The 23,441-nt window shown below is 68.5% G+C and carries 21 protein-coding genes; 12 read left to right on the top strand and 9 right to left on the bottom strand.

Translation table 11 applies throughout. The features are described 5' to 3' along the window. Positions 1–116 precede the first annotated feature (116 nt). From AC1RGU_RS10085 to AC1RGU_RS10110, 6 genes are all read left to right on the top strand, one after another. Complete coding sequence (locus AC1RGU_RS10085) at positions 117–1,208, top strand: AraC family transcriptional regulator (RefSeq protein WP_095948695.1); 1,092 nt, start codon at positions 117–119, stop codon at positions 1,206–1,208. Positions 1,209–1,281: 73 nt separating this feature from the next. Beyond that, positions 1,282–2,763: a protein adenylyltransferase SelO gene (locus AC1RGU_RS10090; RefSeq protein ID WP_492696300.1), complete on the top strand. Its 1,482-nt coding sequence runs from the start codon at positions 1,282–1,284 to the stop codon at positions 2,761–2,763. Next, a complete protein-coding gene (msrB, locus tag AC1RGU_RS10095; protein WP_070060682.1) occupies positions 2,760–3,173 on the top strand; it encodes a peptide-methionine (R)-S-oxide reductase MsrB in 414 nt (137 codons plus the stop codon). The genes AC1RGU_RS10090 and msrB overlap by 4 nt, the downstream gene beginning before the upstream one ends. Beyond that, positions 3,170–3,709 (top strand): septation protein A, encoded by a 540-nt coding sequence (locus AC1RGU_RS10100; RefSeq protein ID WP_099789138.1) that lies wholly within the window; start codon positions 3,170–3,172, stop codon positions 3,707–3,709. Before msrB ends, AC1RGU_RS10100 begins: the two co-directional genes overlap by 4 nt. Continuing rightward, entirely contained in the window at positions 3,706–3,987 is a 282-nt protein-coding gene (locus tag AC1RGU_RS10105) for a BolA family protein (protein WP_492696303.1), read from the top strand. Before AC1RGU_RS10100 ends, AC1RGU_RS10105 begins: the two co-directional genes overlap by 4 nt. Before the next feature lie 129 nt (positions 3,988–4,116). Further along, complete coding sequence (locus tag AC1RGU_RS10110; RefSeq protein ID WP_062471282.1) at positions 4,117–4,902, top strand: peptidylprolyl isomerase; 786 nt, start codon at positions 4,117–4,119, stop codon at positions 4,900–4,902. A gap of 48 nt (positions 4,903–4,950) precedes the next feature. On the opposite strand, the gene AC1RGU_RS10115 is transcribed toward AC1RGU_RS10110, so the two are convergent. Genes AC1RGU_RS10115 through AC1RGU_RS10125 form a run of 3 tightly spaced genes read right to left on the bottom strand, consistent with a single transcriptional unit; the run spans position 4,951 to position 8,036 of the window. After that, a complete protein-coding gene (locus AC1RGU_RS10115; RefSeq protein WP_492696305.1) occupies positions 4,951–5,937 on the bottom strand; it encodes a Bug family tripartite tricarboxylate transporter substrate binding protein in 987 nt (328 codons plus the stop codon). Between the two features lie 37 nt (positions 5,938–5,974). Beyond that, a complete protein-coding gene (locus AC1RGU_RS10120; protein ID WP_492696307.1) occupies positions 5,975–7,333 on the bottom strand; it encodes an amidase in 1,359 nt (452 codons plus the stop codon). Positions 7,334–7,349: 16 nt separating this feature from the next. Continuing rightward, entirely contained in the window at positions 7,350–8,036 is a 687-nt protein-coding gene (locus AC1RGU_RS10125; RefSeq protein WP_492696309.1) for a DUF2848 domain-containing protein, read from the bottom strand. A gap of 123 nt (positions 8,037–8,159) precedes the next feature. Here AC1RGU_RS10125 and AC1RGU_RS10130 point away from each other — a divergent pair, with 123 nt between their 5' ends. After that, positions 8,160–8,843 carry a GntR family transcriptional regulator gene (locus AC1RGU_RS10130; RefSeq protein ID WP_095745340.1) on the top strand — a complete coding sequence of 228 codons (684 nt, stop codon included), beginning with the start codon at positions 8,160–8,162 and terminating at the stop codon, positions 8,841–8,843. Between the two features lie 114 nt (positions 8,844–8,957). On the opposite strand, the gene purL is transcribed toward AC1RGU_RS10130, so the two are convergent. Beyond that, a complete protein-coding gene (gene purL / locus AC1RGU_RS10135; protein WP_492696458.1) occupies positions 8,958–12,926 on the bottom strand; it encodes a phosphoribosylformylglycinamidine synthase in 3,969 nt (1,322 codons plus the stop codon). Between the two features lie 157 nt (positions 12,927–13,083). Between purL and map the strand changes: the two genes are divergently transcribed. Both map and AC1RGU_RS10145 read left to right on the top strand, forming a co-directional pair. Further along, positions 13,084–13,908, top strand: a complete 825-nt coding sequence (gene map, locus AC1RGU_RS10140) for a type I methionyl aminopeptidase (protein ID WP_062471267.1) — start codon at positions 13,084–13,086, stop codon at positions 13,906–13,908. 22 nt (positions 13,909–13,930) lie between these two features. Continuing rightward, a complete protein-coding gene (locus tag AC1RGU_RS10145) occupies positions 13,931–16,540 on the top strand; it encodes a [protein-PII] uridylyltransferase (RefSeq protein WP_062471264.1) in 2,610 nt (869 codons plus the stop codon). A gap of 24 nt (positions 16,541–16,564) precedes the next feature. Here the strand turns inward: AC1RGU_RS10145 and AC1RGU_RS10150 are convergent, their stop codons facing one another. Next, positions 16,565–16,909, bottom strand: coding sequence for a hypothetical protein (locus tag AC1RGU_RS10150; protein WP_056580768.1), 345 nt, complete (start codon positions 16,907–16,909; stop codon positions 16,565–16,567). Between the two features lie 53 nt (positions 16,910–16,962). Then, complete coding sequence (locus AC1RGU_RS10155) at positions 16,963–17,595, bottom strand: LuxR C-terminal-related transcriptional regulator (protein WP_167395026.1); 633 nt, start codon at positions 17,593–17,595, stop codon at positions 16,963–16,965. A 198-nt stretch (positions 17,596–17,793) separates the two neighbouring features. Here AC1RGU_RS10155 and AC1RGU_RS10160 point away from each other — a divergent pair, with 198 nt between their 5' ends. The 3 genes from AC1RGU_RS10160 (at position 17,794) to AC1RGU_RS10170 (ending at position 20,246) form a co-directional block, all read left to right on the top strand. Next, positions 17,794–18,036: a helix-turn-helix domain-containing protein gene (locus AC1RGU_RS10160; RefSeq protein WP_062471259.1), complete on the top strand. Its 243-nt coding sequence runs from the start codon at positions 17,794–17,796 to the stop codon at positions 18,034–18,036. 124 nt (positions 18,037–18,160) lie between these two features. After that, entirely contained in the window at positions 18,161–19,816 is a 1,656-nt protein-coding gene (gene pgm / locus AC1RGU_RS10165) for a phosphoglucomutase (alpha-D-glucose-1,6-bisphosphate-dependent) (protein ID WP_492696312.1), read from the top strand. A gap of 16 nt (positions 19,817–19,832) precedes the next feature. Beyond that, positions 19,833–20,246, top strand: a complete 414-nt coding sequence (locus tag AC1RGU_RS10170; protein ID WP_492696314.1) for a PPC domain-containing DNA-binding protein — start codon at positions 19,833–19,835, stop codon at positions 20,244–20,246. Here the strand turns inward: AC1RGU_RS10170 and AC1RGU_RS10175 are convergent. From AC1RGU_RS10175 to AC1RGU_RS10185, 3 genes are read right to left on the bottom strand one after another with little or no spacing between them, the layout of a single operon-like run. After that, positions 20,201–21,259, bottom strand: coding sequence for an amino acid ABC transporter permease (locus AC1RGU_RS10175; protein WP_492696315.1), 1,059 nt, complete (start codon positions 21,257–21,259; stop codon positions 20,201–20,203). The genes AC1RGU_RS10170 and AC1RGU_RS10175 overlap by 46 nt on opposite strands. After that, positions 21,256–22,254 carry an amino acid ABC transporter permease gene (locus tag AC1RGU_RS10180; RefSeq protein WP_390343862.1) on the bottom strand — a complete coding sequence of 333 codons (999 nt, stop codon included), beginning with the start codon at positions 22,252–22,254 and terminating at the stop codon, positions 21,256–21,258. Before AC1RGU_RS10180 ends, AC1RGU_RS10175 begins: the two co-directional genes overlap by 4 nt. Further along, on the bottom strand, positions 22,251–23,294 hold the full coding sequence (locus AC1RGU_RS10185; protein ID WP_492696459.1) for an amino acid ABC transporter substrate-binding protein: 1,044 nt from the start codon (positions 23,292–23,294) through the stop codon (positions 22,251–22,253). The genes AC1RGU_RS10180 and AC1RGU_RS10185 overlap by 4 nt, the downstream gene beginning before the upstream one ends. Between the last annotated feature and the right edge of the window lie 147 nt (positions 23,295–23,441).

Raw genomic sequence — 23,441 nt, forward strand, 5'->3', positions numbered from 1 at the left:
TGGCTCGGCGCGCGGCACCCATACTCCGGGCCGCCGTGCACTGGAAAAATTCTAGGAACCGGCCCCGTTTTCACCGCTATCGCAAGCGAGCCAATCGAATGACTTCAGAAGCCTCCCTGCCGCGCCATTCGCGCCGGCCGTCGCGCCGCCCCGGATGTCCGCAGCCCGAGCTGCGCACCAGCTCGGCCGCATGGCTGGAGGGGGTGCTGTCGATGTTCGAGGCCGAGGGGCTGAACGTGCCCGCGCTGCTGCGCGATGCCGGCTTCGACCCCGACTCGCTGCACCGCCAGAACGCGCGCATCCCGGTCGACGAGATCTCCGTGCTGTGGCAGGTGGCAGTGGCGCACGCCGGTCGGCCCACGCTGGGCCTGGACCGCGACCTGGCCGCCACGCACAGCAAGCTGGGCACCGTGGGCCACGCCATGGCCTGCAGCCCCACCCTGGGCGCGGCGCTCACGCGGCTCACGCGCTACATGGCCGTGATCTCCGACGCCACCGCGTTCTCGCTGCAGTCCGACGCGCGCGGCTGCTGGATGGTCATGGAACACACCGGTGGCAGCCTGCCGATCCCGCGCCAGCGCGTCGAGTACGCCCTGCTGACCGTGCTCATGCAGTGCCAGTGGCTCACGCGGCGCGAGCTGCAGCCGCTGGCCATGGAGTTCGTCTACCCGCCGCCGGCCAACGACCGGCTGCACCGCGAGGCCTTCGGCTGCGAGATCCGCTTCAACGCGCCCGCCAACCGCGTGCTGCTGTCGTCGGCCGACATGACCATGCCGCTGCCCACCCACCACCCGGCGCTGGGCGAGATGCAGGAGCACCTGCTCGACGACCAGCTCAACCTGCTGGGACAGACCACCACCGCCAGCCTGGTGTGCGCCGAGATCGCGCGCCGGCTGCAGCACGGCGAGCCGCGCCGCCAGGACGTGGCCTCGGGCCTTGGGCTGGCCGACCGCACGCTGCAGCGCCGCCTGCAGGAGGAGTCGGTGTCGTTCCAGGCGCTGCTCGACCGCACCCGCCGCGAACTCGCCAGGCAGTACCTGGCCGAACAGCGCCACACGCTCGCGGACGTGGCCGACCGGCTGGGCTTCGTGGACGTCAGCAACTTCTTTCGCGCCTGCAAGCGCTGGTTCGGCCTGCCGCCGGCCCAGTACCGCGCCAGCCTCGCGCTCGACGGCGCCGGGGCGCTGCGCGGCGCGCTGCTGAACTGACCGGCGGCACCCGCCCCACGCGCCCGATGGCCTCCGCGGCCAGGGGTTTCGCGCGCTGCCGGACAATCCGGGCATGAGCTTGTTAGCCGAAGACACCCCGGTCGCCGACCTGGGCCTGCGCTGGAAGCCCGGCTTCTCGACGCTGGGCCCCGCCTTTTTCACCGAATTGCGCCCCACGCCGCTGCCCGACCCGTACTGGGTCGGCCACAGCGACGCCGTGGCGCGCGAGCTGGGCTTGCCGCCCGGCTGGCGCGAGTCGGACGCCACGCTGGCCGCGCTCACTGGCAGCCTGCCGGTCGCCGGCACGCGGCCTTTCGCCACGGTCTACAGCGGTCACCAGTTCGGCGTCTGGGCCGGGCAACTGGGCGACGGGCGCGCGATCCTGCTCGGCGAGACCGAGGGCGGGCTCGAGGTGCAGCTCAAGGGCGCGGGCCGCACGCCCTACTCGCGCGGCGGCGACGGCCGCGCCGTGCTGCGCTCGAGCATCCGCGAGTTCCTGTGCAGCGAAGCCATGCACGGCCTGGGCATTCCGACCACGCGCGCGCTGTGCGTGACCGGCTCGGACGCCCGCGTGCGCCGCGAAGAGCTGGAAAGCGCTGCCGTGGTCACACGCGTGGCGCCCAGCTTCATCCGCTTTGGCCACTTCGAGCACTTCGCCGCCAATCAGCGCGAAGACGAGCTGCGCGCGCTGGCCGACTACGTCATCGACCGCTATTACCCCGAATGCCGCGCCACCGCGCGCTTCAACGGCAATGCCTACGCCGCCTTCCTCGAGGCCGTGAGCGAACGCACCGCCGCCCTGCTCGCCCAATGGCAGGCCGTGGGCTTCTGCCACGGGGTGATGAACACCGACAACATGAGCATCCTCGGGCTCACCATCGACTACGGGCCGTTCCAGTTCCTCGATGGCTTCGACCCGCGCCACATCTGCAACCACAGCGACACCCAGGGCCGCTACGCCTTCAACCAGCAACCCAACGTCGCCTACTGGAACCTGTTCTGCCTGGCGCAGGCACTCTTGCCGCTGATCGGCGACCAGGAAATCGCCGTGGCCGCGCTGGAGTCGTACAAGACCGTGTTTCCCAACGCCTTCGAAGACCGCATGCGCGCCAAGCTGGGCCTCACGGCACCCGCCGAGGGCGACCGTGCGCTCATCGAGGGCGTGCTCAAGCTGATGGCGGCCGAGAAGGTCGACCACACCATCTTCTGGCGCCGCCTGTCGAACCACATGGCCGACGGCAACGTCGAGCCGGTGCGCGACCTGTTCCTCGACCGGGCCGGCTTCGATGCCTGGATGCTCTCTTTTTCGGAGCGCCATGCACAATCGCAGCGTGCCGAAGCGGCAAAATTGATGCTGCAGTCGAACCCCAAGTTCGTGCTGCGGAACCACCTGGGCCAGCAGGCCATCGAAGCCAGTCAGCAAAAGGACCACGCGGGTGTGGCAACCTTGCTGACGCTGCTCCAAACCCCATGTGAAGAACACCCCGGTGCCGACGACTACGCCGGCTTCCCGCCCGACTGGGCCTCCACGATCGAAATCAGCTGCTCCTCATGACCACGCCCGTACAGAAAACCGACGCCGAATGGAAAGCCCTGCTCGCTGAGAAGGGCGCCGAACCCGCCGCCTTCGAGGTGACGCGCCACGCCGCCACCGAACGCCCCTTCACCGGCAAGTACGAAGCCCACTGGGACGACGGCACCTACCACTGCATCTGCTGCGGCGCCAAGCTGTTCGAAGCCGCCACCAAGTTCGACGCCGGCTGCGGCTGGCCCAGCTTCTCCGAAGAAGCGGTGCCCGGCGCCATCCGCAACATCGTCGACCGCTCGCACGGCATGGTGCGCACCGAGAACGTGTGCGCCAATTGCGGCGCCCACCTGGGCCACGTGTTCCCCGACGGACCCACCGAAACCGGCCTGCGCTACTGCATGAACTCGGCGTCGCTCGACTTCCAGAAGAAGAAATGAAACTGCTCCTCGACTTCTTTCCGATCCTGCTGTTCTTCGGCGCCTACAAGTTCGCCGACATCTACACCGCCACCGGCGTGCTGATGGCCGCCACCGTGGTGCAGATGGCCGTCATCTACGCGATGGAGCGCAAGCTGCAGGCGATGCAGAAGGCCACGCTGGTGCTGATCCTGCTGTTCGGCACGCTCACGCTAGTGCTGCACGACGACCGCTTCATCAAGTGGAAGCCGACGGTGCTGTACGGCGCCATGGCGATCGCGCTGGCGGTGGCGCTGTGGGCGCTGAAGAAGAACTTCCTGAAGATGCTGCTGGGCGCACAGCTCGAGCTGCCCGAGCGCATCTGGGGCCGGCTCAACGTGGCGTGGATCGGTTATTGCCTCTTCATGGCGCTCATCAACGGCTACGTGGCGGCCTACTTCACGACCGAGGCCTGGGTCAACTTCAAGCTCTGGGGCTACGTGTTCCCGATCGTCTTCCTGGTGGCCCAGGGCCTGTACATCGCGCCGCACCTCAAGGAAGACAAGCCGACCGCATGACCGACGCCACCACCTTCCCCCTGCCCACCGTGGCCGCACTCGAGGCGGCGCTGCGCGCGGCGCTTGCGCCCACGCAACTCGAAGTGATCGACGAAAGCGCGTCCCACGCGGGCCACGCGGGCGCCAACGCCGAGGGCTACGGCACGCATTTCCGGGTGCGCATCGCCTCCCCGCTGTTCGACGGAAAGCCCCGCGTGGCGCGGCATCGGCTTGTGTATGATGCCCTCCAAGTTTTTATCGCACAGGGTCTGCACGCCATCGCCATCGAGGTGCTCTGAGTCGTCCAATCGGTTGCTTGCCGCGTTCGCCGCGGCCGCCCACCCTCTCCTTCTTTTCTCCTGATTCCTGCTTTCTTTCCCGCGCCTTTTCCTACACGCGCATTTCCTCTCCAGCCTGATATTCATTTCATGAAAAAACACATCTTGCAGGCCGTTGCGGCCGCAGCGCTGATCGGTGCACTCCCCCTGTCGGCCCTGGCGCAGAACGCAGCCATCGTCAACGGCAAGCCGGTGCCCAAGGCCCGCATGGACGTCCTGGCCCAGCAGCTGGCGGCAGCCGGCCGCCCGGTGACGCCCGAGATGCAAAGCCAGCTGCGCGAGGAGATCGTGGCGCGCGAAGTGTTCATGCAGGAAGCGCAAAAGCAAGGCTTGGACGCCACCGAGGACTACAAGAACCAGCTCGAACTCGCCCGCCAGGCCATCCTGATCCGCGCGCTGTTCGAGAACTACCGCAAGACCAATGCTGTGTCCGACGCCGACGTGAAGGCCGAGTACGACAAGTTCGTGGCGGCCAACGGCGGCAAGGAATTCAAGGCCCGCCACATCCTGGTCGAGACCGAAGACCAGGCCAAGAAGATCATGGCCGACCTGAAGAAGGGCGCCAAGTTCGAAGACATCGCCAAGAAGCAAAGCAAGGACCCGGGATCGGGCGCCAACGGCGGCGACCTCGACTGGGCCAACCCCGCCAGCTTCGTGCCCGAGTTCTCGGAAGCGATGATCAAGCTCAAGAAGGGCGAGACCACCCCTGCCCCGGTCAAGACCCAGTTCGGCTACCACATCATCCGCGTCGACGACATCCGCCAGGCCCAACTGCCGAAGCTGGAAGAAGTGAAGCCGCAGATCACGCAGCAGCTGCAACAGCAGCGCCTGCAGAAGTACCAGGAAGACCTGCGCGCGAAGGCCAAGGTCGAGTAAGCCTCAAGCCATCGCCCAGTAAAAAGCCCCGCAGTCGCGGGGCTTTTTTCATTGCGGCGTGATGTTGAAGTCTTTGACGAACCGGGCGTAGTCGTTCGACTCCTTGCGCACGAAACTTGTGAAGTCCGCCGTCGAGCCGCCGATGACCTCGAGGCTGAGGTCGGTGAACTGCTTTTGCGTGTCGGCGTTCTTGAGCAGCGCCTGCACCTGCTCGTTGAGCTTGGCGATGATCGGTGCCGGCGTTCCGGCCGGTGCCACCAGGCCGACCCAGCCCATGAAGCGATAGCCCGGCACGCCGGACTCGGCCACCGTCGGCACGTCGGGCAAGGTCGAAACGCGCTTGTCGCCCGTGACCGCCAGCGCCTTCAGCTTGCCGCTCTTGGCGTAGGGCACGGCGGTGGGCGAGGTTTCGAACATCATGTCGATCTGCCCGCCGACCAGGTCGGACAGCGCGGGCGCCCCGCCCTTGTAGGCCACGTTGAGCAAATCGGTGCCGGTCATCTGCATGAAGCGGCGCGCCGCCACGTCCTGTGGGCCGCCCACGCCCGAAGTGCCGACGCTGAGCTTGCCGGGGTTGGCCTTGGCGTAAGCCACCAGCTCGCCGACGTTCTTGAACGTCCACTTGGGATTCATGATGAGCACGTTGGGCTGGTCGGCCACGCGGATCACGGGTGCCAGGTCCTTGATCGGGTCATAGGGCAGCTTCGCGAACATGTGCCCGTTGGAGGCCAGGCCGGTGTGCACCATCAGCAAGGTGTAGCCGTCCTTCGGGGCCTTGGCGACGTAGTCCATGCCGATGTTGCCGCTGGCGCCGGGACGGTTGTCCACCAGCACGGGCTGGCCCAGCGCCGTCGAGAGCTTCTGGCCGACCAGGCGCGCCGTCATGTCGATGCTGCCGCCCGGTGGGAACGGCACGACCATGCGGATCGGCTTGGACGGATAGGCATCCTGCGCATGGGCGGCGGGCACGATGCACGCCAGGCCGGCGGCAAGACAGGCAAGCGAGGCGAGCGGGAAACGGAAGCGCTGGGTCATGAGGTTCTCCGGAGTTTCTTGAGGGTGGGCAGACGGGTCAATCGGCGGTGGCGCGCAGGGTGCGTTCGATGTCGGCGGCCCACGCGAGCAGCGCGGCGTCGCGCATCGGCAGGCCAGCAAGGCTCAGGCCCACGGGCGCGTCGCCGGCCGCGTGGCAGGGCAAGGAGATGGCGCAGCCGTCCATGAAGTTGACGATGGAGGGGTTGCGCAGCATCGCGGCGTTGACGGCGACGTACTGCGCCTCGTCGGCTTCGAGCGCCTCGATGCGCGGCGCCACCAGCGGCACGGTCGGCATGAGCCAGCCATCGAACTCGCCCAGGCGCACCGCCACGCGGCGCTGCCAGTCGGCCCGCTGTGCCTGCAGCGTGAGGTAGGCCCGCGCCGTGAAGTCCTTGCCGCGCAGGATGCGGCTGAGCACGCGCGGGTCGTAGCCGCTGCCGCAGCGTTCGATCAGCTCGGCATGCCACGCCCATGACTCGGCGGCGCTGAAGCCGCCTGCGGCGTTGATGGCGGCAAGCTCGTCGAACTCGGGCACCGCCAGTTCGACCAGCTGCGCGCCGGCGGCCGAGAGGCGCTGCAGCGCACGTTGGAAGGTTGCAGCGACGTGCGCGTCCATGCCGTCCTGCACCAAGGTGGTCGGCACTGCGAAGCGCGCCTGCCGCAGGTGCCGCAGCCGAGGCGCCTCTGACACGCCGGACAGCACCGCATCCATGGCCGCGCAGCCGGCCACGTCGAGCGCCATCACACCGACCGCGTCGAGGCTGTGCGACAGCGGCACGAGCCCGGTGCCGGGCATGCGGCGCGCCGTCGGCTTGAAGCCGGTGATGCCGCACAGCGCCGCCGGAATGCGCGCCGAGCCGCCGGTGTCGCTGCCGACGCTGGCGACGCACAGGCCGTCGGCCACCGCCACGGCCGCGCCCGAGGACGAGCCGCCGGGAATGCGCCGCTCGCCGCGCTGCCACGGATTGGCCGGCGTCCCGTAGTGCGGGTTGAGGCCGAGGCCGGAGTACGCGAACTCGGTCATGTTGGTCTTGCCCACCAGCACCGCGCCGGCCGCCAGCAGGCGCCGCACGGCCTCGGCGTCGTGCGCGGCGGGTGGCGCATCGCGCAGCACGACGGAGCCGGCGGTCGTCGTTTCGCCGGCCACGTCGAACAGGTCCTTGACCGAGACCGGCAGGCCTTCGAGCGGCGAGCGCACGACGCTGGCTTCGCCCAGGCTGTCGGAGGCACGCGCCAGGTGCTGGGCGCGCTCTGTCAGCACGCGCGTGAAGGTACGTGCGCCTTCGCCGGCAGGGTCGGCGATGCGTTGCAGCGCCAATGCGGTCAGCGCGACAGAGGTGGTGCGGCCCGTGGCCAGTTCGGCGCGGGCGGCTTCGAGGGAGATCGCGGCGGGCATGTGCGGTCCTCGTGCATCAGGCGACGATCGGCAGCGAGACCGCGCGGTACTCGTGCGCGATGCGGCGGCCCGTGTGTTCGTCGACCAGCTCCATGCGAAAGCGCGCCGCCGGGCGGATGCCGCCAATGGCGCCGACCGTGCCGCAGGTCATCGCGAAGCCGTCGGCCGGTTCGCCGTCGGCCGCGGCGCAGCGCGCCAGCAGATCGGCCGGCGGGCGCAGCGCGGCCAGCGTGCCTTCCTGGTACAGGCGCCATTCACCGCCCTCCTCGATCCACGAGCGCAGCACCAGCGTGCCCCAGCGGTCCTGCACGTCGGCCAGCCGCCAGGCGCTGCGCGCCACGGGTTTCACGCAGATCTGCTTGGACAGCGCCACGCTGTGCGCTTCCAGCGCGCGGTCGGTGTGGTCCGAGCCGATCGAGACGAAGAACTCGCCGCCGTGCAGGAACAGCAGCGGCTCGACCTCGCCCGAGGTGTCGGCCCCCACCACCTGCACGACATCGGCCTGGCTCAGCTGCTGGGTGGCCACCCGGTAGAACAGCGGCACGGCGCTGGGCGCAGGCACGCCGAGCTCGGCGAGTTCCTCGATGTGGTGCTCGATGGCGGCGGTATCGCGCCCGGTCCAGCCGGCGATCACGAGGTGCCGGGCCTCGAAGCTCAGCGTTTGCGGGACATTCCCCTCGGGAAGTTCGAAAGACAGTTTCATGGGTGGCAGCTCGATTGAAGTTTCAGTGAAATTTCACAACGATATTACAGTGAGTCCACAAAAACTTCAAAGGGATTTCCCGCAGGTACCATCGGGGAACTCCACCATGACCCTCCCGCCCCGATGAACGCAGCCACGCCCGCCCGCAAAGCCCCCGTCCGGCGGCCCGAAGCAGCCATCTCCCTCAACGAAACCGCCTACCTGCGCCTGAAGGAAGCCCTGGTGACCCTGGCCTACAAGCCCGGGGAATACCTCAACACCGCCCAGGTGATGGAGCGGCTGGGCGTGGGCCGCACGCCGGTGAACCAGGCGCTGCACCGCCTGTCGGCCGAGGGCCTGGTCCGCATCATTCCGCGCAAGGGCGCGATGGCTTCGCCGCTGTCGATCAACGACGCGCTGGAGCTCATCGAGGTCCGGCTGGTGAACGAGGTGCTGTGCATGCGCCTGGCCGCGGCGGCCATCACCGAGGCCGAGCTGGCCGAGCTGCAGGCCATCGCCGAACAGTTCGAAGCCGCGGCGCAGCGGCGCGATGCGATGTCGGTCATGAACCTCGACCGCCTCTTCCACGAAAAGATCGCTGCGGCGGCGCGCAACGCGATGCTGCAGGACATCCTGAGCGTGCTGCACGCGCGCTCGCAGCGCTTCTGGGCGATCTCACTGGCCGCGGAGGGGCACCTCGCCGAGGTGATCGAAGAGCACCGCACCATCGTCGCCACGCTGCAGCGGCACGACGCCGACGCGGCGGCCGAAGCGGCGAAGACGCATGTGCTGTCGTTCAAGGCGTCGATGCTGAACAGCCAGCGCTGATCGACGGCGCTTCAGGCGCATCGATCCCCATGAAAAATGCCCTCCAGGCCTGAGCCTGGAGGGCATTTTTCGTTGACCGTCGTCAGGCCGACTGCACGGCCCGACTTCGCCCGATCAACCCACCCACTTGCGCGCGTTGCGCCAGATCTGCATCCACGGGCTCAGTTCGCTCTTGTCACCCGAGGTCCAGCTCATCTGGATGTTGCGGAACACACGCTCGGGGTGCGGCATCACGGCGGTGAAGCGGCCGTCCGGCGTGGTGACCGAGGTCAGGCCGCCCGCGCTGCCGTTCGGATTGAACGGGTACTGCTCGGTCGGCTGGCCGTGGTTGTCCACGAAGCGCATCGCGCCGATGGCCTTGGCCGCATCGCCGCGGTGCTTGAAGTTGGCATAGCCCTCGCCGTGCGCCACCGCGATCGGCAGGCGGCTGCCGGCCATGCCCGCGAAGAAGATGCTGGGCGACTCGAGCACCTCGACCATCGACAGGCGCGCCTCGAAACGCTCGCTCTGGTTGGTGGTGAAGCGCGGCCAGGCCTCGGCGCCCGGAATGATGTCGGCCAGCTCGGCGAACATCTGGCAGCCGTTGCACACGCCCAGGCCGAAGGTGTCGGCGCGACCGAAGAAGGTCTTGAACTGTTCGGCCAGCTTCGGGTTGAAGGTGATGCTGCGCGCCCAGCCGATGCCCGCGCCCAGCGTGTCGCCGTAGCTGAAGCCGCCGCAAGCGACCACGCCCTTGAACGCGGCCAGGTCCGCCCTGCCCGTCTGCAGGTCGGTCATGTGCACGTCGAAGGCCTCGAAGCCCGCTTCGGTGAAGGCATAAGCCATCTCGACGTGCGAGTTGACGCCCTGCTCGCGCAGGATCGCGACCTTGGGGCGCGACTGCAGGATGGCCGGTGCCACCGGGGCGTTCGGCAGGAACACATGCATGCCCGGGTCGTTCGGCACACCGGCCGCGGCGTGCTCGGCATCGGCGCAGGCCGGGTTGTCGCGCTCGCGGGCGATCTTCCAGCTGACCGAATCCCACACCTGGTGCAGGTCGTGCAGCGAGGCGCTGAACACCGACTTGGCATCGCGCCAGACTTCGAGCTTGCCCTTGCCGGCGTCCATGGCCGAGCTGGCCGGGCGCGTCTTGCCGACGAAGTGGCTGTGCGTGCTCAGGCCGTGGGCGCGCAGCACCTGCATGACGTCGTTGCGCTCGGCGGTGCGCACCTGCAGCACCATGCCCAGCTCTTCGTTGAACAGCGCCTTGAGCGTGAGTTCTTCGCGGCGCGCGCTGACCTGCTGCGCCCAATTCTTGGCGTCGCCGGTTTCCATGCGGCTGTCGGAAATGCCGTCGCCTTCGGTGACGAGCATGTCGACGTTGAGCGCCACGCCGACGTGGCCGGCAAAGGCCATTTCGCAGGCAGTGGCGAACAGGCCGCCGTCGCTGCGGTCGTGCATCGCGAGGATCTTGCCGTCGGCGCGCAGCGCGTTCACGGCGTTGACCAGCGCCACCAGCTGCGCCGGGTCGTCGAGGTCGGGCACGGTGTCGCCGCTCTGGCCGAGCGTCTGCGACAGGATGCTGCCGGCCATGCGGTGCTGGCCACGGCCGAGGTCGATCAGCACGAGCGTGGTGTCGTCTTCGGTCGCGTCGAGCTGCGGCGTGAGCGTGCCGCGCACGTCAGCCAGCGAGGCGAAGGCGGTGACGATCAGGCTCACGGGCGAGGTGACCTTCTTGGCTTCGCCGTTGTCCTTCCACTGCGTGCGCATCGACAGCGAATCCTTGCCGACGGGAATCGACACGCCCAGCGCCGGGCACAGCTCCAGGCCCACGGCCTTGACGGTCTCGTACAGCGCGGCGTCTTCGCCGGGCTCGCCGCAGGCGGCCATCCAGTTGGCCGACAGCTTGACGCGCGACAGCTCGATGGGCGCCGCCAGCAGGTTGGTGATGGCCTCGGCCACGGCCATGCGGCCCGAGGCCGGCGCGTCGAGCGCGGCCAGCGGCGTGCGCTCGCCCATGCTCATCGCCTCACCCGCGAAGCCCTTGTAGTCGGCCAGCGTCACGGCGCAATCGGCCACGGGCACCTGCCACGGACCGACCATCTGGTCGCGGTGCGTCAGGCCGCCCACGCTGCGGTCGCCGATGGTGATGAGGAAGCGCTTCGAGGCCACGGTCGGGTGTGCGAGCACGTCGATGGCGGCCTTCTGCAGGTCGACGCCCGTGAGGTCGAGCGGCTTGAAGCTGCGGGCGACGGTCTTCACGTCGCGGTGCATCTTGGGCGGCTTGCCCAGCAGCACGTCCATGGGCATGTCGACGGGCTGCACCGCCGCGCCTTCGTCGGCCACCAGCAGCTGGCGCTCTTCGGTCGCCACGCCGACCACCGAGAACGGGCAGCGCTCGCGCTCGCAGAAGGCCTTGAACTGTTCGAGCGACTCGGGCGCGATGGCCAGCACGTAGCGCTCCTGGCTCTCGTTGCACCAGATTTCCTTGGGCGCCATGCCCGACTCTTCGAGCGGCACAGCGCGCAGGTCGAAGCGCGCGCCACGGCCGGCGTCGTTGGTCAGCTCGGGGAAGGCATTGCTCAGGCCGCCGGCGCCCACGTCGTGGATCGCGAGGATCGGGTTGGCCGCGCCCTGCTGCCAGCAGTGGTTGATGACCTCCTGCGCACGGCGTTCGATTTCGGGGTTGCCGCGCTGCACCGAGTCGAAATCGAGCTCGGCCGCATTGGCGCCGGTGGCCATCGAACTGGCGGCGCTGCCGCCCATGCCGATGCGCATGCCGGGGCCGCCGAGCTGGATCAGCAGCGAGCCGGCCGGGAACAGGATCTTCTTGGTCTGCGTGGCGTCGATGCTGCCCAGGCCACCCGCGATCATGATGGGCTTGTGGTAGCCGCGCTGCACGGTGTCGAGGTCGCTCGTCACCGCCTGCTCGTATTCGCGGAAGTAGCCCAGCAGGTTGGGACGGCCGAATTCGTTGTTGAACGCGGCACCGCCCAGCGGGCCCTCGGTCATGATCTGCAGCGGGCTGGCGATGTGCTCGGGCTTGCCGTAGTGGCCGTCTTCCGGCCAGAGCTTGGAGACGGTGAAGCCGGTCAGGCCGGCCTTGGGCTTGGAGCCGCGGCCGGTGGCGCCTTCGTCGCGGATTTCGCCGCCCGCGCCGGTCGAGGCGCCGGGGAACGGGGAAATGGCCGTGGGGTGGTTGTGCGTCTCGACCTTCATCAGCACATGGCTCAGGGCGCTATCTTTTTGATAGCTCTGCGAGCCTTCGACGGGAATGAAGCGCTCGATGGTCGCGCCTTCCATCACCGAAGCGTTGTCCGCATAGGCGATCACCGTGTGTTGCGGGTTCTGCTTCTCGGTGTGGCGGATCATCGAGAACAGGCTCTGCGACTGGGCCACGCCGTCGATGGTGAAGTTGGCGTTGAAGATCTTGTGGCGGCAGTGCTCGCTGTTGGCCTGCGCGAACATCATCAGCTCGACGTCGCTGGGGTTGCGGCCCAGGCGGGTGAAGGCGTCCACCAGGTAATCGATTTCGTCCTCGGCCAGCGCCAAGCCGAAGCCGGTGTTGGCGGCCACCAGCGCGGCACGGCCACCGGTTTGCACATCGACCTGCGCCATCGGCTGGGCCGGCAGCTCGCTGAACAGGCTGGCCGCCTGCTCGACGGCGGCGAGCACCGATTCGGTCATGCGGTCGTGCAGCGGGCCGGCCACGGCGGCCAGCGCGTCGCCTTCGAGCACGGGGGCCTTGCCGATCAGCGGCGTCTTCAGCTTCAGGTGGTACTGGGTGACGCGCTCCACGCGGCGCAGCGCCAGGCCGCAGTTGTGGGCGATGTCGGTGGCCTTGGAGGCCCAGGGCGACACGGTGCCCAGGCGGGGCGTGACGACCACCGAGGCGCTCGCCTTGGCCGTCGGGGCCTCGAAGGGCTCGCCGTAGGTCAGCAGCGCGGCGAAGCGCTCACGGTCGGCGTCGCCCAGCGACGCATCGGTGACCACCAGGTGCACGAAACGAGCCGAAATGCCCTCGATGCGCGGCTCGATGGCCTGCAGCTTCGGCAGCAATTGCCGTGCACGGAAGTCGCTGAGTGCGCTGCCGCCCTCGAACATGGTTACGACAGGAAGGGCTTGAGGTGCGGGCTGCGTCACGGTCGATGGAGGGCCTCGGGGGCCGCGTTGGGAATCAAGGAATCTGGGCGGAGGCCGCTGACTGGGGTCATCCGCGTTAACCCGGAATTTTAGCTTGCCGAATGGGATAATTCGGGGCATGAGCATTACCTACAAAGACGCCGCAGGCATCGAAGCCATGCGGGTCGCCTGCCGCCTCGGTTCCGAGGTGCTGGACTACCTCACGCCCTTCATCAAGCCCGGCATCACGACCAACGACGTGGACCGGCTGGCCGCCGAGTACATGGTCAAGCAGGGCACCACCTCGGCCACGGTGGGCTACATGGGCGCCAGCAGCGTGCCGTTCCCGAAGTCGCTGTGCACCTCGGTGAACCACGTGGTGTGCCACGGCATCCCCAATGACAAGCCCCTGAAGAAGGGCGACATCATGAATGTCGACGTCACCGTCATCAAGGACGGCTGGTTCGGCGACAACAGCCGCATGTTCGTGATCGGCGACGCCTCCATTGCCGCCAAGCGCCTGTGCAACGTCACCTTCGAAGCCATGTGGCACGGCATCCTGCAGGTGCGCCCCGGTGCCCACCTGGGCGATGTGGGCCATGCGATCCAGAAGTTCGCCGAGGGCCAGGGCTTCTCGATCGTGCGCGAGTTCTGCGGCCACGGCGTGGGCCAGCGCTTCCACGAAGAACCCCAGGTGCTGCACTACGGCCGCCCGGGCACCATGGAAGAGCTCAAGCCCGGCATGATCTTCACCATCGAGCCGATGATCAACGCCGGCAAGCGCGACGTGAAGGAAGACTTCAAGGGCGGCCAGTACGACGGCTGGACCATCGTCACGCGCGACCATTCGCTGTCGGCCCAGTGGGAGCACACGGTGCTCGTCACCGAAACCGGCTACGAGGTGCTGACGCTCTCCGAAGGCAGCCCGCCGCTGCCGGCCTTCGTCACCTCCACCAAAACCTGACGCGCCCCAGCGCGCCCCCGCCGTGATCGAAGCAGCCAAGATCGACGTGGCGACGCTGCGCGAAGCCTATCGCGCGAAAAAGCTCGCCCTTTTCGACACCCTGCGCTTCGCCCGCGCGCCCACCCGCAGCGTCCACACGGTGCTGCGCCAGCTCTCGGCGCTGGCCGACCAGACGCTCACGGCGCTGTGGAACGAAGCCGGCTTCGGCGACGCCTTCGCGCTGGCCGCGGTGGGCGGCTACGGGCGCGGCGAGCTGTTCCCGTACTCCGACGTCGACGTGCTGCTGCTGCTGCCGCCCGAGGGCCAGGACAGTGGCGTCGAGCCGGCCCGCATCGAGGCCTTCATCGGCCAGTGCTGGGACGCCGGCCTCGAGATCGGCTCCAGCGTGCGCACGCTCGAAGAGTGCCTGGACGAGGCCGCCAAGGACATCACAGTCCAGACCTCGCTGCTCGAATCGCGCCTGATCACGGGCGACAAGAAGCTCTTTGCAGCCTTTCGCCGCCGCTTCACCCAGGCCATCGACCCGCAGGCCTTCTTCGTGGCCAAGTCGCAGGAAATGCGGCACCGCCACCAGAAGTTCGACAACACGCCCTACGCGCTCGAACCCAACTGCAAGGAATCGCCCGGCGGCCTGCGCGACCTGCAGACCATCCTGTGGATGAGCAAGGCCGCCGGCTTCGGCAGCCGCTGGGACGACCTGGCCAAGAACGGCCTGGCCACGCCCTTCGAAGCGCAGCAGATCAAGCGCAACGAGGCCCTGCTCTCGCTCATCCGCGCCCGCCTGCACGTGATCGCCAACCGGCGCGAAGACCGGCTGGTGTTCGACCTGCAGACCGCCGTGGCCGCGAGCTTCGGCTACGAGAGCGAGTCGCAGCGCAAGTCGAGCGAGGCGCTGATGCGTCGCTACTACTGGGCCGCCAAGGCGGTGTCGCAGCTCAACCAGATCCTGCTGCTCAATATTTCCGAGCGGCTGCAGCCCATCGACGAGCAGCCCACGACCATCAACGAGCGCTTCTACGAGCGCGCCGGCCTGATCGAGATCGCCAGCGACGACCTGTACGAGCGCGAGCCGCACGCGGTGCTCGAGACCTTCCTGCTGTACCAGAAGACCATCGGCGTGAAGGGCCTGTCGGCGCGCACGCTGCGTGCGCTGTACAACGCGCGCCATGTCATGGACAGCAAGTTCCGCAACGACCCGGTCAACCACGTGACCTTCATGCGGATCCTGCAGCAGCCCTACGGCATCACGCATGCCTTCCGGCTCATGAACCAGACCTCGGTGCTGGGACGCTACCTGCGCGTGTTCCGCAGCATCGTGGGGCAGATGCAGCACGACCTGTTCCACGTGTACACGGTCGACCAGCACATCCTGATGGTGCTGCGCAACGTGCGCCGCTTCTTCATCGCCGAGCATGCGCACGAGTACCCGGGCTGCTCGCAGCTCGCGGCCGGCTGGGACAAGCCCTGGATTCTTTACGTCGCCGCCCTCTTCCACGACATCGCCAAGGGCCGCGGCGGCGACCACTCCACGCTCGGCGCGCGCGACGTGCAGCGCTTCTGCAAACAGCACGGCATCGCCCGCGAAGACGCCAAGCTCATCGAGTTCCTCGTGGCCGAGCACCTGGTGATGAGCCAGGTCGCACAAAAGCAGGACCTGGGCGATCCCGAGGTCATCGGCGCGTTTGCCAAGCGCGTGGGCAACGAGCGTTACCTCACGGCGCTGTACCTGCTGACGGTGGCCGACATCCGCGGCACCTCGCCGCGCGTGTGGAATGCCTGGAAAGGCAAGCTGCTCGAAGACCTGTACCGCTTCACCCTGCGCGCCCTGGGCGGACGCATGCCCGACCCGGACGCCGAGGTCGAGGCCCGCAAGCGCGAGGCGCTGGTGCAGCTGGCCCTGCACGCCCAGCGCTTCGAGGCGCACAAGGCGCTGTGGGACACGCTCGACGTCGGCTACTTCATGCGCCACGACGCCACCGAGATCGCCTGGCACGCCAAGCAGCTGTCGCGCTTCGTGCCGCCGAAGAACGTGCCCATCGACCCGAAGGCCCTGCCCATCGTGCGCGCGCACCTGTCGCCGGTGGGCGAAGGGCTGCAGGTGGTGGTCTACACGCCCGACCAGTCCGACCTGTTCGCACGCATCTGCGGCTATTTCGACCAGGCGTCGTTCAGCATCCTCGACGCCAAGGTCCACACCACGAGCAACGGCTACGCGCTCGACACCTTCCAGGTGGTGACGACCTTCCAGCCCGACCACTACCGCGACCTGATCAGCATGGTCGAGACCGGCCTGGCGCAAACGCTCACCGAAGCCGGCGCCCTGCCCGCCCCCAGCATGGGGCGCGTGTCACGCCGGGTACGCAGTTTTCCGATCAAGCCACGCATCAGCCTCGTGCCCGACGACAAGGCGCAGCGCTGGCTGCTCAGCATCTCGGCCAGCGACCGTGCGGGCCTGTTGTATTCGGTGGCGCGCGTGCTCGCGCGGCATCACCTGAACCTGCAGCTGGCGAAGGTGACGACCCTGGGCGAACGGGTGGAAGACACCTTCCTGATCAGCGGGCCGGAACTGCAAGGCCAGAAGACGCAGCTGGCCATCGAGACCGACCTGATGGAGGCACTGGCCTCCCAGTGAGGCCGCCGAATGGGCGTGTGCGGCTCAGCCGCAGTACGCGCCGAGGATGCGACCCGTGGGATCGACCTGCGCGTTGAGGCGCGTCGCGTCCTGGGCCGGGTCGGCCGGTGCCGTGGCCGGTACGGTGCGGGCGGTTTTCGCGCCGGCGCGCTGGCGCATTTCTTCCAGCAAGGGGCGCGTCGCCTGCATGCCCAACGCAAAGCGCACTTCCGGCGCCTGGCAACTTTCGGGTGGCGGCGCGAAGCTCGGCGGCGCCGGCACTTCGGAGGTGAGCGGCCGGTCCTTGGGCGGGGCCTCGCAGCCCGCGAGCACCGCAGCCAGGGCCGCAGCCGTCAGAAGAAACCCGTGCCGGCCGAACGTCATGCGCATCTTGTCTTGCTCCTTGAAACCAGCCTGAAGCTTAGCCGCCCGCGGTGGCCCGCTCATGACCCCTTGCGCTGCAGCGGCGACAACAGCCCCAGGCGGATGCCCGTGATCACGGCCTCGGTGCGATTGTGCACACCCAGTGCTTGGAACAAGGTGCCGATGTACTCCTTCACCGTGTGCTCGGACAGGCCGAGCTCGCGCGCGATCGACTTGGTCGGCAGCCCGCGCGCCAGGCCGTGCAGCGTGTCGGCCTGCCGCGGGCTGAGCGTCGGCCTGGCGGTGCTCTTCGACCCCAAGTGCAGGATTTCCTGCGGCAGGTAGACCTCCCCCGCCAGCACGGTCTCGAAGGCCCGCTTCAGGAAATCGGCCGGCATGCTCTTGGGCACGAAGCTCATGGCGCCCGCCTCCAGGCAGCCGCGGATGATGTCGACATCGGTCGAGGCCGACACCACCACGGCCGCGATGTCGGGCGCGGCCGCCTTCAGGCGCACCAGCGCATCCAGGCCGTACTCGCCGCGCAGTTCGAGATCGAGCAGGCAGATCGCCAGGTCGGGATGGCGCAGCGCCAGGGCGCAGGCCTCGTCGACCGTGGCGGCTTCGAAGATTTCGGCACTGCGCTCCATGCTCTCCAGCAGCATGCGCAGGCCCGCGCGAAACAACGCGTGGTCGTCCAGCGTCATCACTTTCATGGCACACCCCCTTCGGCCTTTCTGGCCGATATGCACCCTCATTCTGACGCTGGCAAACACGGGTGCACCCGCCGCGCGTCGGAACTAGATCACCCTCCATGCAAAAAACTACCAGCCCCTGCGAAGGAGGGGTTGGGTGCCTGGCGCGTTTCGAGGAAATTCAGAGCCGACCGCTGTTGTCGCCAAAGGGGGCCGACCATGAACGCCAGTTTTCAAGACCGCCTGATCTCGCTCGTCGCCGGATCGCAGCCTCAATGGAAATCCGAGCTCGCCCGACAGTGCGGCGTCAGCGCCCCCACCGTGATCCGCTGGCTCACCGACCGCCACAGCTGCGCAGGCACCCTGCACCTGCATGCGATCGCCGCGTACTTCGAGGTGCCGGCCCGGTGGCTGGCCACGGGCGACGGCCCGGAGCGGGTCCGCACGCGGCGCTCACATTGAAAGGGTTGTAAGCGGACTTCTGTGAACGGGCGCGCAGGCGGCAAGCCGCCCCCGCCCATGGCGTATGCTGAAAGGGCGCGCACGGCACCGCCGGCACGCTCCTCTTTCATCACCCGCTTTCGACATGAGCACCTCTTCCCATCCCCTCGCGGGCCAGCCGGCCCCGTCTGATCTGCTGGTGGACGTGCCGCGCCTCGTCTCGGCCTACTACACCGGCCGCCCCGATCCGGCCGTGCCCAGCCAGCGCGTGGCCTTCGGCACCTCGGGCCATCGCGGCTCCTCGTTCGACGACGCGTTCAACGAATGGCATGTGCTGGCGATCAGCCAGGCCATCTGCGACTACCGCAAGCAGCAAGGCATCGACGGCCCGCTGTTCCTGGGCATCGACACGCACGCGCTGTCCACGCCCGCCTTCGCCAGCGCGGTCGAGGTGCTGGCGGCCAACGGCGTCGAGCTGATGCTGTCGAAGGACGACGAGTACACGCCCACGCCGGCCGTGTCCCACGCCATCCTGGTCTACAACCGCGGACGCACCAGCGGGCTGGCCGACGGCATCGTGATCACCCCCTCGCACAACCCGCCCGAAAGCGGCGGCTTCAAGTACAACCCGCCGAACGGCGGCCCCGCGGGCACCGACATCACCTCCGCCGTCGAAGCGGCCGCCAACAAGATGCTGGCGAACAAGCTCGACGGCGTGAAGCGCATGCCGCTGGCGCAGGCGCTGAAGGCGTCGACCACGCACCGCCACGACTACCTGAACACCTATGTCGAAGACCTGGCCCAGGTGCTCGACATGGACGCGATCCGCGGCGGCACCGTCGACCTGGGCGTCGATCCGCTGGGCGGTGCCGGCGTGCACTACTGGCCCGCCATTGCCGCGCGCTACAAGCTGCAGCGCCTGAACGTGCTGAGCCAGGCGGTCGACCCGACTTTCCGCTTCATGTCGCTCGACTGGGACGGCCGCATCCGCATGGACCCGTCGTCGCCCGACGCGATGCACGGGCTGGTCGCGCTGAAAGACCGCTTCGGCATCGCCTTTGCCTGCGACACCGACCACGACCGCCACGGCGTGGTCACGCGCAGCGCGGGCCTGATGCAGCCGAACAACTACCTCGCGGTGATGGTCGACTACCTCTTCACGCACCGCCCGCACTGGCCGGCGCAGGCGGCCGTCGGCAAGACGGTGGTCAGCAGCCGCATGATCGACCGCGTGGCGGCGCGGCTGGGCCGCCCGCTGTACGAAGTGCCGGTGGGCTTCAAGTGGTTCGTCGACGGTCTGGTCGACGGCTCGCTGGGCTTCGGCGGCGAGGAAAGCGCGGGCGCCACCTTCCTGCGCCACGACGGCAGCGCATGGACCACCGACAAGGACGGCATCGTGCCCGCCCTGCTCTCTGCCGAGATCGCCGCGCGCACGGGTCGCGACCCCGGCGAGCGCTTCACCGAGCTGACGCAGGCACTGGGGCGCCCCGTGTCCGACCGCGTGGACGCGCCCGCCACGCCCGAGCAGAAAAAACGCCTGTCGGCCCTGTCGCCGCAGCAGATCACCTCGACCACGCTGGCGGGCGAGAAGATCGAGAACGTGCTGAGCCACGCACCGGGCAACGGCGCGGCCATCGGCGGCGTGAAGGTCGTCACCGAGAACGGCTGGTTCGCCGCACGGCCGTCGGGCACGGAGAACATCTACAAGATCTACGGCGAGAGCTTCCTCGGCGACGACCACCTCGCGCGCATCCTCGGCGAGGCGCAGCAGGTGGTCGACAAGGCGCTGTCGGCGAGCTGACGCGAGGCAACAGCGCATGGACACGCTGGTGCTGCGGCTGCAACCGGGCGACGATCTGCGCGCAGCACTCGACGCCGTGCTGAAGCAAGCCGGCATCGGCGAGGCGGCCTTCGTGGTCTCGGGCATCGGCAGCCTGCGCGGTGCGAGCATCCGTTTCGCAGGCGCGGAGACGGCGGCGCGAATCGAAGGCGACCTTGAAATCCTTACGCTCGCCGGCACGCTGTCGCCCGACGGCTCGCACCTGCATGTCAGTGTGTCGGATGCCGCCGGCCGCGTGTCGGGCGGTCATGCCGCACCGGGCTGCGTGGTGCGCACCACGGCCGAGATCCTCGTCGCGGTGCTGCCCGCGTGGCACTTCTCGCGCGAGCCCGATGCGCAGACCGGCTACGCCGAGCTGGTGCCCAGGCGCCGCTCCAGCCAGACGCTGTAGCGCGACAGCCCGAAGCACAGCAGCCAGTAGACAGCTGCCACGAACAGGTAGCCCTCGAGGTAGAACGGCCGCCAGACCGGGTCGCCGCCCAGCGCCAGCCCGAGTGCGCCGGTCAGCTCGAACAGCCCGACCACGGTGACCAGCGAGGTGTCCTTCAGCGTGCCGACCACGCTGTTGGTCAGCGCCGGCACCACGAGGCGCAGCGCCTGCGGCAGCACGATGTCGCGCTGCACTGGCCAGCGGCCGAAGCCCAGCGCCATCGCCACCTCGGTCTGCCCCCGCGGCACGGCCTGCAGGCCGCCGCGGATGATCTCCGCCAGGTAGGCCGCGACGAACAGCGTGAGGCCCATCAGCACGCGCACCAGCACGTCGGGCTGCCAGCCCGCTGGCCACAGCAACGGCAGCAGGAACGAGGCCATGAACAGCACCGAGATCAGCGGCACGCCGCGCACCAGTTCGATGTAGCTCGCGCTCAACGTGCGCACCACGGGCCATTCGGAGCGCCGCCCCATCGCGAGCAGCAGCGCCAGCGGAAAGGCCAGTGCCAGCCCGACCACCGCCAGCCCGATGGTGAGCGGCAGGCCGCCCCAGCGACTGGTCGGCACCACGTTCAGCCCGGCCACGCCGCCGTGCATCAGCCCGACGAACAGCAGCAGTGCCACGCCCCACAACGGCGCCAGCCACCAGCGCCAGCTCCGCGGCCACGCGCTGAGCACGGTCACCGCGGACAGCACGACCACCGCGATGGCCGGACGCCACTGCTCTTCATACGGAAAGCGACCGAACAGCATCGGCCGCCACTTCTCGGCCACCACGCCCCAGCAGGCGCCGTGCTGCACCGCGCGGCAGGCCTCGGCGTCGGGGCGGAACACGGCGTGCACCACGCCCCATTCGAACGCGTGGAAGCCGGCCCAGGCCAGCAGGCCCAGCAGAAGCACCGTGGCCAGCGCGCGCAGCGGCGAACCCCACAGCTCGCTGCGCCATGCGATGGGGCCTTGCGCGACGTTTCTCATCGCCAGCCTCGCAGCGCGACGCGCGCGTTGTAGCGGTTCATGCCGAAGGAGATCACGAGCGACAGCAGCAGGTACACCGCCATGATGATCGCGATGCACTCGAAGGCGCGCCCGTTCGAGCCGATGGTGGTGTTGGCCACCGACACCAGCTCCGGATAGCCCACGGCCACGGCGAGCGACGAGTTCTTGGTGAGACTCAGCAGCTGGTTGGTGAGCGAAGGCACGATCACGCGCAGCGCCTGCGGCAGGATCACGATGCGCAGCTGCTGCACCGACGACAGGCCCAGCGCCTGCCCCGCCAGCACCTGCCCCTGCGACACCGAGAGGATGCCCGCGCGCACGATCTCGGCAACGAAGGCCGCCGAGTACAGCGACAGCCCGGCGACGATGGTCACGTACTCCGGGCTCAGCGCGGCGCCGCCGCTCACGCCGAAGTCACCGCGCTCGGGCCATTCGAAATGCGTGGGCCACCCGCCGCCCTCGCCCGCCACGGGCCAGGGCACGCTGAGGCCGCCCTTGCTGAGCCACACGCCCGGCAGCAGGTGCACGGGCTCGGTCGGATCGGGCAGCAGGTTGGCCATCGCGAACGCCAGCATCAGCAGCTGCACCAGCAGCGGCACGTTGCGCAGCAGTTCCACGTACGCGGTGCAGATGCCGCGCAGCAGCACGTGCGGCGCGAGCCGGCCGATGCCGATCAGCGTGCCGAGCACCACCGCGAAGATGGCTGCCGGCACGGCCGCGCGCACGGTGTTGATCAGGCCCGCGAGGAACGCGCGCCACGACGGCTGGCTGGCATCGAAGTCGAGCCAGCCCTCGCTGATCGAAAAGCCCGCGGGCTCGGTGAGGAAGTCGAAGCCCGAACGCACGCCGCGTGCGCGCAGCACCTCGAGCGCATGGTTCACCACCCAGAAGGCGCCGGCCACGACGGCCAGCACCAGCAGGGCCTGCACGAGCCAGGCCAGCCAGGCGCCGCGGCGCGAGGCCTGCCGACTCATCGAACAGGGGGTGCGTAGATCAGGCCGCCTTTGCTCCACAGATTGTTGGAGCCACGCGGCAGTTTGAGCACCGACTTCGGTCCGACGTTGCGCTCGAACATCTCGCCGTAGTTGCCCACGGCCTTGATGGCGCGATACGACCAGTCTTTGTCGAGGCCCAGCAGCTTGCCGAGGTCTTCACCGGCGCCGAGCAGGCGCTGCTGCGCCGGGTCTTTGCTGGCGGCCTTGAGCTGGTCGGCATTGGCTTGGGTGACGCCGAATTCTTCCGCCTCGATGAGCGCGTTGGGCACCCACTTGGCGATGGCGAACCACTCGTCGTCGCCGCGGCGCACCAGCGGCGCCAGAGGCTCCTTGGAGATCAGCTCGGGCAGGATGAGGTAGTCGTCGGGGTTCGGCGCTTCCTTGTTGCGCAGGCCGGCCAGCGCCGAGGCGTCGGTGGTGAAGGCCTGGCAGCGGCCCGAGAAGAAGGCCTTGAACGAGGCTTCGAAGCTCTCGAACACGACGGTCTTCACCGGGATGTTCTGCGCGCGGAAGTAGTCCGACACGTTCTTCTCGTTGGTGGTGCCCGACTGCGTGCAGATGGTGGCGTTCTTGAGCTGCTTGGCGCTCGTCACCTTGAGCTTCTTGGGCACCAGGAAGCCCTGGCCGTCGTAGTAGGTGATGGTGGTGAAGTTGAAGCCCAGCGAGGCGTCGCGCGTGAGCGTCCAGGTGGTGTTGCGCGCGAGGATGTCGATCTCGCCGGCCTGCAGCGCCGAGAAGCGCTGCTGCGAATTCAGCGGCACGAAGTCGACCTTCTTGGGATCGCCCAGCACGGCCGCGGCGATGGCACGGCAGGTGTCGACGTCCAGGCCCGACCAGTTGCCCTGCGTGTCGGGGGCCGAGAAACCGGCCACGCCGTTGGTCACGCCGCACTTGACGCTGCCGCGCTGCTTGACCGCGTCGAGCGTCTTGCCGGCAAAGGCCGGGGCCGCGGCGGCCAGTGCGAGAACGGAAGCGGCGGCGAGCAGTGCCGGGCGGAATCGGGTGCTTGTCTTCTTCATCATCATTGGTGTGTACTCCTCAACAGTAGGCAAAAGGCAGTGTACGGGGCGATGCAGGCCGGCGACAAAGAACCCTGCGTTGGATACATATGTCGAACGGCTTCCCGACGGCAGGCCGGTTTGCCTCGCAGTTTCACTACCATACGG

The sequence above is a fragment of the Variovorax sp. GW823-FHT02B07 genome (genome assembly GCF_058797695.1).

Coding starts and splice junctions, on each gene's coding strand:
- msrB (WP_070060682.1), top strand. CDS start 2,760: ATGACCACGCCCGTACAGAAAACCGACGCCGAATGGAAAGCCCTGCTC.
- purL (WP_492696458.1), bottom strand. CDS start 12,926: ATGTTCGAGGGCGGCAGCGCACTCAGCGACTTCCGTGCACGGCAATTG.
- map (WP_062471267.1), top strand. CDS start 13,084: ATGAGCATTACCTACAAAGACGCCGCAGGCATCGAAGCCATGCGGGTC.
- AC1RGU_RS10185 (WP_492696459.1), bottom strand. CDS start 23,294: ATGAAGAAGACAAGCACCCGATTCCGCCCGGCACTGCTCGCCGCCGCT.
- AC1RGU_RS10175 (WP_492696315.1), bottom strand. CDS start 21,259: ATGAGAAACGTCGCGCAAGGCCCCATCGCATGGCGCAGCGAGCTGTGG.
- AC1RGU_RS10160 (WP_062471259.1), top strand. CDS start 17,794: ATGAACGCCAGTTTTCAAGACCGCCTGATCTCGCTCGTCGCCGGATCG.
- AC1RGU_RS10110 (WP_062471282.1), top strand. CDS start 4,117: ATGAAAAAACACATCTTGCAGGCCGTTGCGGCCGCAGCGCTGATCGGT.
- AC1RGU_RS10150 (WP_056580768.1), bottom strand. CDS start 16,909: ATGCGCATGACGTTCGGCCGGCACGGGTTTCTTCTGACGGCTGCGGCC.
- AC1RGU_RS10125 (WP_492696309.1), bottom strand. CDS start 8,036: ATGAAACTGTCTTTCGAACTTCCCGAGGGGAATGTCCCGCAAACGCTG.
- AC1RGU_RS10130 (WP_095745340.1), top strand. CDS start 8,160: ATGAACGCAGCCACGCCCGCCCGCAAAGCCCCCGTCCGGCGGCCCGAA.
- AC1RGU_RS10100 (WP_099789138.1), top strand. CDS start 3,170: ATGAAACTGCTCCTCGACTTCTTTCCGATCCTGCTGTTCTTCGGCGCC.
- AC1RGU_RS10180 (WP_390343862.1), bottom strand. CDS start 22,254: ATGAGTCGGCAGGCCTCGCGCCGCGGCGCCTGGCTGGCCTGGCTCGTG.
- AC1RGU_RS10155 (WP_167395026.1), bottom strand. CDS start 17,595: ATGAAAGTGATGACGCTGGACGACCACGCGTTGTTTCGCGCGGGCCTG.
- AC1RGU_RS10115 (WP_492696305.1), bottom strand. CDS start 5,937: ATGACCCAGCGCTTCCGTTTCCCGCTCGCCTCGCTTGCCTGTCTTGCC.
- AC1RGU_RS10090 (WP_492696300.1), top strand. CDS start 1,282: ATGAGCTTGTTAGCCGAAGACACCCCGGTCGCCGACCTGGGCCTGCGC.
- AC1RGU_RS10170 (WP_492696314.1), top strand. CDS start 19,833: ATGGACACGCTGGTGCTGCGGCTGCAACCGGGCGACGATCTGCGCGCA.
- pgm (WP_492696312.1), top strand. CDS start 18,161: ATGAGCACCTCTTCCCATCCCCTCGCGGGCCAGCCGGCCCCGTCTGAT.
- AC1RGU_RS10105 (WP_492696303.1), top strand. CDS start 3,706: ATGACCGACGCCACCACCTTCCCCCTGCCCACCGTGGCCGCACTCGAG.
- AC1RGU_RS10120 (WP_492696307.1), bottom strand. CDS start 7,333: ATGCCCGCCGCGATCTCCCTCGAAGCCGCCCGCGCCGAACTGGCCACG.